Raw genomic sequence first — 10,566 nt, 5'->3', positions numbered from 1 at the left:
GCCCGGCGCGCCAGCGCTGCGTAAAAGCCGATGTCATAAATGTCTTCGACCCGGCTATCGGCCCGGCGCCAGCCGTTGCCCATGAGCCAGGTCACGGCCAGCGACAGGCCGATGCACAATGGTTTGCTTGGTCCCACTTGAATCCTCTCTGAGAGCGGCCGCACGCCCTCGGGGCGTGGCGGCCGGTGGTCTTCGGTTACCAGCTATAGCGCAGGTTGGCGATCACCGTCCGGCCCGTGCCGTAGTAGCAGGACGTCGCCGCCGTGCACGTCGCCACATAGCGTTTATCTGCCAGGTTGCTGGCATTGAGGGACAGGCGCAAATCGCCCTTGCCGACCTGGCCGATGTCATAGCGCAAAGCCGCATCGAACAAGGTGTAAGACGGGATGTGCAGAATATTGGCCAGGTCGCCGTAGGTGTCGCCGATATAGCGCATGCCCCCGCCAAAACCCAGCCCCTTGAGCGCGCCGCGCTGCACGGTGTAATCCAGCCACAAAGAGCCCATCCACTCCGGCACGCGTATCATCTCGTTGCCGATATGGCCGTCATTGCTGCGCATCACCTTGGAATCCATGCGCGTGACCGCGCCGATCACGCTGAACCCGTCAAAGGGCGTCACCCGGCCTTCCAGCTCGATGCCGCGCACCCTTACCTTGCCCGTCTGTACCTGGAAGGACGCGCCCGTCGTCACATTGGTCGGGTCAGCCGTCAGCACATTTTCCTGTGTCAGTTCATAGGCAGACAGCATCAGCATGCCATCCATGTCCTTGGGTTCGTACTTGATCCCGGCTTCCCATTGCTTGCCCTTGAGCGGTTTGAAGGTATCGCCATTGCGCTGCACACCGCCCACCGGCTGGAATGACTGGGAAAAACTCAGGTAAGGCGCCACCCCGTTATCAGCCAGGTAACTTACGCCTGCCCGTCCGGTAAAGGCGCGGTCTGAGGTCACGGTGCGCACGCTGTTCATCTGGTTGAGCGTGTCAATGCGGCTCCAGTCCTGGCGCCCGCCCAGCGTGACGCGCCACTTGCCCCAGGCCAGCTGATCCTGAAGATACAAGCCCATCTGCCGGTTTTTCTCGTCCGTATCCATCTGCACAACGGTCAGCGAGGGTTCGAAATCGTAGCCGGTATAAACCGGATCATAGATATCAATGGCAATGGCGTCGGGAGAAGCATTGGACATCTTGCGCAGGAAATCCCACTTGTTCTCGCGCCAGTCAAAACCGGTCAGCACCGTATGTTCCAGCGCGCCAGTGGCGAACTTGCCCTCCAGCCGCGTATCCACCGTTTTGGCGTTGGAATCCCCTTCGCCCTGCACCGCCCGGCGCTTGAGAATGCGGCCGTTGGTCAAGGTGTTGAGATCCGTCACTGCCGCGCCACGCACACCGAAACCGACAGTGGCGCGGTAGAGCGAATCCACATGGGTGTAGCGGGCATTCTGGCTTAGTTTCCAGTTGTCGTTGAACTTGTGCTCGAATTGCCAGCCTGCATACCATTCTTTGCGGTCATAGACGTTCCAGTCCGGTTCGCCCAGGAAAGTCTTGGACTTGATGAAACCATCCGCCCCCGGCACCACCGTGCCCTGATAGGGCAGGAACTGGAAAGTACTGCCGCCGCTATCCTTCTGGTACATCCCCAGCAAGGTCAGCTTGGTGTTGTCCTCATTGAATTTGAAGGTCAGGCTGGGCGCGACGAACCACTGCTTGTGGCGGACATGATCCAGCTGTGTCTTGCCGTTGCCATGCAGGCCGACCATGCGCCACAGCACGCTTTCATTCTCATTGGCGCCCCCCAGATCAAACGCCTCGGTCGGACGGCCATTGCTGTCTATCTGCGCCCAGACCGTCTGCAACTGGCCCGCCCGCGGCACCTTGGTGACCTGATTCACCATGCCGCCAGGCGCCAGCTGGCCGTACAGCACGCTGGACGGCCCCTTGAGCACCTCGACACGCTCCAGGTTCCAGGTATTGAAAGATGCCCGGTTCCAGCTCAAGGTGCCATCCGATGGCGCGCGCATGCCATCCAGCATCAGGTTCGCCCCCCAGCTGCCGGCATCGAACCCGCGGATATACATATCATCCACGCGGTTATCCATGCCCTGGCTCTCCGGCAGGACGCCCGCTGTGTAGCGTGTCGCTTCGTTGAGATTCTGCACGCCGCGCGCATCCATTTCATCGCGCTCGATCACCGTGACGGATTGCGGCGTTTCAATCAAGGGGGTTTCCGTCTTGGTCGCCGCGCCTATGGTTTCAGCCTGGCGGTAAGCATTGACCGTTATGCCTTCCAGCAAGGCCGGCGCAGCAGCCTCATCCGGCGGCTCCGGCCTGGAGTTCTGGGCCGACGCCTGCCCCCAGACGGTCAGCAGCAGCGCGGTCAGCACCGCGCAGGGAAAGGCGGGCCGGGCCGCAGCGGCGCGCTGGGCGGCCAGTGAACCGGCGTGCCATTGCGGCAAGCGCCCGAGAGAGGACATCTGCACGGAATTCTCCTTGGTGATAATAAGATTCCTTACCATTTGTGAAATGGTCGCATGTCCGCTCATGCCCGGCCTTCGCCAGACAGGCAAAAAGCTTCGCTGAAAATGCAATCGGCGTCAGCGTGCCCGAACCTGACTGGGCGATAAGCCGAAATAGCGCCTGAACGCCGTGGCAAAGCCGGTGGCATTGGCATAGCCAGCCAGCGCCGCCGCCTGCTCCACACTGATGCCGTCCCGCATTAACGCCAGCCTGGCCTGTCCCAGGCGTTCCTTTTGCAGGAAATCGAACACCGTCGTGCCATAGGCCAAGCGGAAATGGCGCTGCAATGTGCTGGGTGTGATGTGCATCTGCCGGGCGATCTGTTCCAGGTTCAGCGCTTCGGCAGCGTGAGCCTGCAACCAGGCCTTGAGTTCCGCCATGCGCCGCAGCGCCAGGCCTGATAGCCGCCCGCTGCCCTGCTGCCCGCCCGGGCTGGCAGGCTGCCGCTGGCCGCCAGGCATCTGGGCCAAGGCGTCGGCAATCAGCTCGATTGTCCGGCTTTCCTGGTACAGGCCTACCAGATAGGGTTGCAGCATCGGGGGGTTCAACAACTGTTCGGCCAGCGCGCAGCTGCGCGGCGAAATGGCCCATTGAACCGTCTCCAGATGGCGCGCCTGAACGCCCGGTTCCAGCGGGCAAGCGGCCTCACCCATGGATTCCTGCAGCCAGGCGCGCGCCACGCCAATACTGATGCGGCGGGAAGCGTCGCCCTGCCGCACCACCCGGCGCAGCTGCACCGGCTCCTGCATGGTGACGACGGCCGCATTGCGCAGCCGCCCGCCAGAATGCCCAGGCTGGGCCTGCAACAGCAAGGGCTGCGAGTCATAGCGCAAGTCCAGCGCGCCTTCCAGCACCATGACGATACGGATATGGTCATCAATGACGGCCTCGCCTTCGCAGGCCTGCGCATGGGCTTCGACCCCGCACTGCAAGGTCAGGCCGGGGCGCAGCTCGCGCCAGCCCTGACGCGGCGCTTGCAAGGCGGGCGCGCCGCCGCTGATGCTTTGCCTGTCCGTCATGTCCACTGAGCACCCTGGCCGCGCCGCCATTTTTCAATAATGAGAACGATTATATTTAATTCGGGCATGCCGTGGAACCATGGCATGCCCTATCTGGCGCATCCGCCGGGGTCAGTCGCCCAGCACCAGCCCTTCCCGGCGGGGATCGGTTCCGCCGCTCAAGCCCTGCCCATCCATCACGATGCCATTGAGGCCGCTAGGAAAGGGCAGCAGCTGAATTTCATGCCCCATCAGGCGCAAAGGCTCGGCCAGCTCTTCCAGTTCCGTCCCGGCTTCCAGTTCGGTCTGGTGATTCCGGCTGCCCATATTGGGCAGGGAAATCGCCTGCTGCACATCCAGATTCCAATCCAGCACCCCCACAAGCACCTTGGCGACATAATTGATGATGGCGCTGCCGCCAGGAGAACCCAGCACCATATAGGGCTGGCCATCACGGTAGATCACCATGGGCGCCATGCTGCTGCGCGGCCGTTTCCCGGCTTCCAGCCGGTTCGCCACCGGACGGCCATTGGCATCGACAGGATTCAGGGAAAAATCCGTCAGCTGGTTATTGAGCAGGAAACCCCGCACGAAAATCTTGCTGCCAAAAGCCTGCTCAATGCTGCTGGTCATGGAAAGCGCATTGCCCTGCGCATCGACCACCACGATATGGCTGGTGGACGGAAAATCCGGGGACTGATCCTGGCCCGGCTCCGCCCGCACGCCTGGCGGCTTACCCGGTTCCGCCATACCCATGGAATACTCCGGGTCAATCAATGCGCTGCGGTCATCCAGATAGCCCGGATCCAGCAGCCCGGCCAGCGGCACCTCGACAAATGCCGGATCGGCGACATAGTAGTCACGGTCGGCATAGGCCAGCCGGCCTGCCTCTGAAAACAGATGCACGGCTTCCAGCCCTACCGGCGCCAATTGCCCCATGCCATAGGGTTCCAGCACCTTGAGCATCTGCAAAACCGCCAGCGTGCCGGAACTCGGGGGCGGCATGCCGCACAGGCGATAGATGCGGTAATCCGCGCACAGCGGTTCGCGCTCCACCACCTGATAGGCGGCCAGATCCTCGAACGCCAGGTCCCCAGGCACGCGGTGCTCATGCACGGCGGCCACAATATCGCGCGCGATACTGCCGTGATAGAAGGCATCTGCCCGCTGGCTGGCCAGCAGGCGCAGCACCTGGGCCAGTTGGGGGTTTTTCAAAACATGGCCGACCGGCCAGGCGGCACCCTCAGGATCAAGAAAATACGCAGCCGCCGCCGGCTGGTCACGCAAGGCCTGATTTTCCTCTATCAGGGCGTGCAAGCGGGGCGACACCGGAAAGCCGTGTTCCGCCAGTTCAATCGCCGGCTCGAACAGCACCGCCCAGGGCAGCCGCCCATGCGCCTGATGCAGGGTTTCCAGCAGCCGGACCAGGCCTGGCGTTCCGACCGACAGGCCGCTATTGACGGCCTGCGCCATGGGCAGCGCCCGCTGCCCCGCCATGAAACGCTCAGCTTGCGCGGCTGCCGGTGCCGTTTCCCGCCCATCATAGGCATATAGCCGGCCTTTATCCGCATCGTGATACATCAGGAAAGCGCCGCCCCCCAGCCCTGAAGACTGCGGCTCCACCAGGGCCAGCACCAGTTGCGCCGCAATGGCGGCATCCGCCGCGCTGCCGTCGCGCGCCAGCATGAGGGACGCTGCCTGCGTTGCCAGGGGGTTGGCCGTCACCGCCATGAAGCGCTCGGCCTGCACCAGCGTCTTATCGGCATAACCTGTCGCCGCTTCAGGGTTCAGATCGGCGACCGTGACATCCGCCACGGCGGGCCCGGCGGCCAGGGCAGCCATCAGGCAAAAGCCGTGCAGCAAACGGACAGGAATGGCTCGGAATGAAAATGGCATGGCGATGCCCCACCCTGCGGGGGCCGTAGTCGTGAATCCAGAACTTCTCACGATATCACGCATGCGCCAGGCCGCGTCCGGCGAAAAAACGCCAAAAGGACGGATTAACTCAAATCATGCAGCGAAAAATATCAATCACCCAGAATTATCCGTCACTCCGGCTGCCTGACCCGGACGATCCGCCCTCTGCCTGAGGCCTGGACCGCCTTTCAGGCGCGACCGTCAAATGCCTGTCATGCCATTGCGCCAGACTGTGTGCTCCGAACTTCCAAGGAACAGGGTGCTTTCGATGAATTTTCCTTTGCGCGCATCGGCATTGGCCATGATGCTGGCGGGCCTGCTCAGCGCCTGCGGCAGCGACCACGACAACAATGATTCCGGCACGCAGGAACCGTCTGCGCCGCTGGCTCTGACGATCCTCCATATCAACGACCACCACTCCCATCTGGACAGTGAAAGCCGTACCGTCAAACTGAAGAACCCTGACGGCGACATCGTCGATGTCACGGTCTCGTCCGCCGGTTTTCCCCGTGTGACCAGCGCCTTCGAACAACTGGCGGCCAAGCACGAAAACGTCCTCAAACTGCATGCAGGCGATGCCTTGACCGGCACCCTGTATTTCAACCGGGCAGGCAGTCTGGGCGCCGCCGACGCCGCCCTGATGAATACTGTCTGTTTTGATGCCATGGCGATTGGCAACCACGAGTTCGACAAGGGCGATGCCGGTCTGGAGACCTTCATCAACGAACTGCATGGCGGCAGCTGCCAGACCCCCGTTCTGTCAGCCAACGTCCAATTCGGCAATTCCTCGCCGCTCAAGAACAGCAATAAGGTACTGCCGTCCACGGTGGTCGAACGCGGCGGCCAGCGCATCGGCCTGGTCGGCCTGACGATTGCCAGCAAAACCAAGCAATCCTCCAGCCCGAATGCCGATACCGAATTCGAAGACGAAGTCGTGGCAGCGCAGCGGGAAATCGACCGCCTGCAATCCGAGGGCGTGAACAAGATTGTCGTTCTGAGCCACATTGGCTACACCTACGATCTGGAAGTCGCCAGCAAGCTCAAGGGCGTGGATGTTGTCGTCGGCGGCGATTCGCATACGCTGCTTGGCCCCAAGGACAAACTGGCGCGCTATCTGGGCGCAGACATCAGCCAGGGCTATGACTACCCCACCCGCGTCAAGGATAAGGACGGCAATACGGTCTGCGTCGTGCATGCCTGGGAATATTCACAAGTCGTTGGCGAACTGACGATCCGCTTCGATGCTGACGGCAAAGTCGAAAACTGTGACGGCACACCGCGCGTGCTGATCGGCGACGACTTCCAGGTCAAGGATGGCAGCAGCCAGCGCGCCGCCACGGCCGCCGAGGCCAGCGCCTTCAATGCCGATATCAAGGAAAGCGACATTCTGTACGTCGCTGCCGCCGACCAGAAGGCTGCCGCCACCCTGGCGCCCTTCAAGGCCGAAGTGGACAAGTTCAAGGCCAAGCAAGTCGCCGTCGTCCCGCAGGAACTGTGCTCGCGCCGCGTGCCTGGCGGCCCTGGCTCCATCGACTACTCGCGCTCGGCTTCCTGCGCCAACGGCCAGGCCTCGGTCAGCGCCCGCGGCGGTGATATCCAGCAACTGGTGGCGCAGGCCTATTACGACATTGCCAACAGCAGCTACGGCGGCGCTGATATCTCCCTGCAAAACGGCGGCGGCGTGCGCGTTCCGCTGAAGGGCAACATCACGGCGGCGAACGTCATTGAAGTGCTGCCCTTTGCCAACATGCTGTGGAAAATGACGGTCAGCGGCCAGGAGGTCAAGGACACGCTGGAAGACGCGATGGACATGGTGTTCAACGACAAGCCGTCCTCCGGCCCCTACCCCTACGCCGGCGGCCTGCGCTGGCACGTGGATGCCAAGCAGCCCAAGGGCAAGCGCGTCACCCAGCTGGAAGTGTTCGACCGCGCGACCCAGCAATGGAAAGCCCTGGACCTGCAACGCCAGGACTACACCCTGTTCCTGCTGAGCTTCATTGCTCAGGGCGGCGATGGCTACGCCACGCTGGGCAAACTGCCTGACTCCCGCCGCCTGGATGTCGGCGTGCTGGATGCCGACGCCTTCCAGGAATGGATTGACGACCGTGCAGAAAAAGACGCCAGCAGCGGGCTGCCCATCCTGCGCCCCGTCGATAACGCGTTCTACAGCACGCAAGGCTTTACTGAGTAAGCCAGCCCAGTAAGCCAGCTCAGTAAGCCAGCCGTCTCCGGCGAAACAGCGCGCCCTCTTTACCGGGGGCGCGCTGTTTTTTTGCCGCGGCAGAATCAGGGCAACAAGCCGCGCGTGCGGGCCGCGTTCACGGCACGCACCCGGGAAGACACAGCCAATTTGTGATAGATGTTTTTGACATGGCAATCGACGGTGTAACGGGAAATACACAGCAAATCTGCAATTTCCCGGTTCGTCAGGCCATCGGCAACCCGCGACAGAATTTCATGTTCGCGCGTGCTAAGCGCATCCACCGCAGGCTGAACGGCGGCCTGGCCGGCGGCGGGAAGCGCAGGCTTGCCCCCCAGCTGGTCAATTAAGCGCCGCGCGATAAAGGGATCAATAGGCGCCCCGCCGCGCAATACGCTGCGTATCGACAGCATGACCTCCAGGTCATCTCTTTCCTTCAGGACATACCCCGTCGCCCCCGCGCGCAAAGCAGCAAGAATGGCGTCTTCGGTACTCCAGGCGGAAATCACCAGAATGCCCATGTCCGCATCCCGGGCGCGCAGTTCGCCGATCAGATCTATGCCATTGCCATCCTGCAGGCCCAGGTCCACCAGCGCCAGCGCGTAAGCATATTGACTCAGCAAATTACGGGCATCCGCCAGCGTGGCCGCCCCATGCACCGACCCGGCCTCATACCCCAGCTGCGCCAGAATGGCGGCCAGGCGGGTGCGGATAAAAGGCTCATCTTCAACAATGAGAACCGGTGCGGGCAAAAGGGTGTCAGGCATGGATTGAACGTTTGCTTTTATCAAACAATGGATGTCTGCGGGGAAATACCATCACTGCCGGACGGCGCAGACCGTGCCGCGGCGAAAGCGGCAGCGGCATGCCGGGAGCGGGCATGCCGGAGCCTGCGCCTTGCCGCCTCCAGGCGGCCAATGACCTGCTTCTTGCCAGGCTATAGTACGCAAACCCGCGCAGCGTCCGCATCGCCTGAACCAGTTAATTCACCGCAGGCTGTCCTGGGCTTCAGCCTCGCAGGCAGCCTGCAGGTGCAAACGAGCTTCCAGCACGGTACTCCCGCGCCGGGATATCACTTGCAGACTGCCGCCCAGGCGCTCCATACGTACATGCATGGAACGCATGCCGACACTGAGCCCGGCCTGCTGAACCGCAGCCACATCAAAGCCCACGCCATCATCTTCGATGCGCAGGATCAGCATTTCCTGTTCCGGCAATTCCAGCGTGACCCGGGCGCAACGGGCGCGGCTGTGCTTGATGACATTGGCCAGCGCCTCTTCGACCAATCTGGTCAGCGCCAGGCAAACCCGGGCGCTGGGCGCCGTCCGCCAGGCCAAAGGAATCGTCCACTCGGACACAATGCCCAGTTCATCGAACAGGTTCATGAAACGGTGGCGCAAAGGCGCCATCAGCGCTTGCGGCGAGTGCACGCCCGCTGATTCGATATGGGCGCTGCTGTCTATGACCTGCCGCAAATCATTGCGCAGCAACTTCAGCATGGACAGAAAACGGGTATTGTCCAGGGGATCCCGGGCCTGCTCCACCACGGCAATCGAGCGCACCAGTGAACCGCCCAGGCTATCGTGCAAATCCCGCGAAATCTGCAGGCGTTCCTGCAGCACCGAATTATCCAGCGCCAGCGCATGCTCACGCGCCAGGGTCGCGCTCAACTCATCGCAGGCCTGCGCCACGGTACTGCTCAATTCCTGGTTGAACTGGGCAATACGGCGCATATTGCTGGCGATGCGGCGCGCCAGCAAGACCGCAATCGTCAGCATCATCAGCAGGCTGGTGTACGCCAGCAAAGGCTGCGATTGAATGCGCTCTGCCATCAGCAGAGCGTCATGAACGCTGATGGCGATGCACAGCAAAGTACTGACAGAGAGAACAATAGGTTCAAAGTCGCGTTTGATCACCCCATGAACCAGCAGATACAACGTGCTGCAGCAGAAAATCACCGCCCCCAGCACAATCGCCCAGAATGCCGTTTTACCCAGCCAAGGGCTGGGCACCAGCAGCACGGACAATGCCATCACGACCTGCACGACCATCAGGATCCAGCCCGTCCGCCGCATGCGCAGCCGGCAAAAACTCCAGCTGAACATGCCATAACACGCAAGGTACAGCAGGCATGCCAGCAGATTGATGCGGATGGACAGCAGCGTTCCCATGAACGGCCAGGGCTCGGTAAACAGCATATTGCTGGCGAACAGAATCCAGAAAAATGCCGTCAGCACATACCAGCCGCTGGCGTGCTGGGAACGGTCATGCAGCCAGATACAGAAGAACAGGCAACCCAGCACCGTGGAAATGGCCAGGTTGATAATGAACATGGTGCGCTGGTGCCAGACCTTGCTTTCTTGCCAGCTCTCTACAAGCGCCGGGTCGCCCAGATGCACCCGGCCCAGGCCGGCCCCATGCTCGGCCAGGCCATGCACGCCTATCCACAGCGTATTGACCCCGTCACGCAGGCTGGATTCCTGCAAACGCCAAAAGCGCGGCATATTCCAGCTGTGCGAAAAAGGCTCGCTCAAGCTGCGGTCCTGCCACAGGAGGTCATCATTGATATACACGATGCCGGCCAGGCTGATCCAATCCAAGGCCAGGCCGACTGGCGCCGGCGGCGTTGCGTGGCCGCCACATCCGCGTAACCAGTCAATCCGGTACCAGACTGCGCCGGTATGGGCCGGCCAGTGCGCCCGCCAGCGGTCCGGCAGCACGGTATCCTGCCAGCCCTCCGCCGGGCGGCTGCCGTCGGCAGAAGGCGCCATGCGGACACTGAGGATTTGCGGCGCGCACGCGCCCTCTGCCGGCCCGGCCCAAGCCGGCGCACACAGAAACACGGCGGCCAGCCAGAACCATGACAGCCATGCCGCCAGTTTGCGCAACGCCGCGCCAGGCAGCGGGCCCGGCGCTGCCGCGCGGCTCAACATGCGCC

At 62.3% G+C, this 10,566-nt stretch carries 6 protein-coding genes; 1 reads left to right on the top strand and 5 read right to left on the bottom strand.

All coding sequences use genetic code 11. The features are described 5' to 3' along the window. Positions 1-196: 196 nt before the first annotated feature. From ACTJGZ_RS14720 to ggt, 3 genes are all read right to left on the bottom strand, one after another. Positions 197-2,470, bottom strand: coding sequence for a TonB-dependent siderophore receptor (locus ACTJGZ_RS14720; protein ID WP_441663656.1), 2,274 nt, complete (start codon positions 2,468-2,470; stop codon positions 197-199). Positions 2,471-2,590: 120 nt separating this feature from the next. Continuing rightward, the gene (locus ACTJGZ_RS14715; protein ID WP_441663654.1) at positions 2,591-3,532 is read right to left on the bottom strand and encodes a helix-turn-helix domain-containing protein; all 942 of its coding nucleotides are present in this window, start codon (positions 3,530-3,532) and stop codon (positions 2,591-2,593) included. Positions 3,533-3,643: 111 nt separating this feature from the next. Beyond that, positions 3,644-5,407, bottom strand: coding sequence for a gamma-glutamyltransferase (gene ggt / locus ACTJGZ_RS14710; RefSeq protein WP_441663653.1), 1,764 nt, complete (start codon positions 5,405-5,407; stop codon positions 3,644-3,646). Between the two features lie 289 nt (positions 5,408-5,696). On the opposite strand from ggt, the gene ACTJGZ_RS14705 reads away from it, so the two are divergent. Continuing rightward, positions 5,697-7,619, top strand: coding sequence for a bifunctional metallophosphatase/5'-nucleotidase (locus tag ACTJGZ_RS14705; protein WP_441663652.1), 1,923 nt, complete (start codon positions 5,697-5,699; stop codon positions 7,617-7,619). Positions 7,620-7,714: 95 nt separating this feature from the next. Here ACTJGZ_RS14705 and ACTJGZ_RS14700 read toward each other — a convergent pair whose 3' ends face one another. Both ACTJGZ_RS14700 and ACTJGZ_RS14695 read right to left on the bottom strand, forming a co-directional pair. Continuing rightward, positions 7,715-8,395, bottom strand: a complete 681-nt coding sequence (locus tag ACTJGZ_RS14700; protein ID WP_441663651.1) for a response regulator — start codon at positions 8,393-8,395, stop codon at positions 7,715-7,717. A gap of 219 nt (positions 8,396-8,614) precedes the next feature. Further along, the gene (locus tag ACTJGZ_RS14695; protein ID WP_441663655.1) at positions 8,615-10,561 is read right to left on the bottom strand and encodes a sensor histidine kinase; all 1,947 of its coding nucleotides are present in this window, start codon (positions 10,559-10,561) and stop codon (positions 8,615-8,617) included. Between the last annotated feature and the right edge of the window lie 5 nt (positions 10,562-10,566).

This window comes from Kerstersia sp., assembly GCF_052103615.1.
Taxonomy (GTDB): domain Bacteria; phylum Pseudomonadota; class Gammaproteobacteria; order Burkholderiales; family Burkholderiaceae_B; genus Kerstersia.
This window is presented reverse-complemented; position numbering and strand designations above follow the sequence as displayed.